The 228-nt window shown below is 39.5% G+C and carries 1 protein-coding gene; it reads left to right on the forward strand.

Annotation, left to right across the window (positions count from 1 at the left end):
• On the forward strand, window positions 1-228 hold a 228-nt coding region (locus SB749_RS21200), incomplete at both ends, for a hypothetical protein (RefSeq protein WP_410712058.1).

Here is a 228-nt window from a genome sequence, read left to right on the forward strand (position 1 = left end):
CTTTAAATTCTAAGGGAATATCGTGTTTTCCTGTTCATCAACACGGCGCAGTAGCCGGTGTTATATTATTTTTTACTGCACTGTCAGCCGCCTTAGCACCTTTATTTATGGGTATGATCAGCGATTACTTTGGACACGTGCGCTACGGGTTTTATTTAGCAACGGGTTTTGCAGTCATATTATTTTTGGCTATGTTATTTAATTATATTCGTGACCCATCAGCAACAG

The organism is Brevibacterium sp. SIMBA_078 (assembly GCF_046534565.1).
Classification (GTDB): domain Bacteria; phylum Actinomycetota; class Actinomycetes; order Actinomycetales; family Brevibacteriaceae; genus Brevibacterium.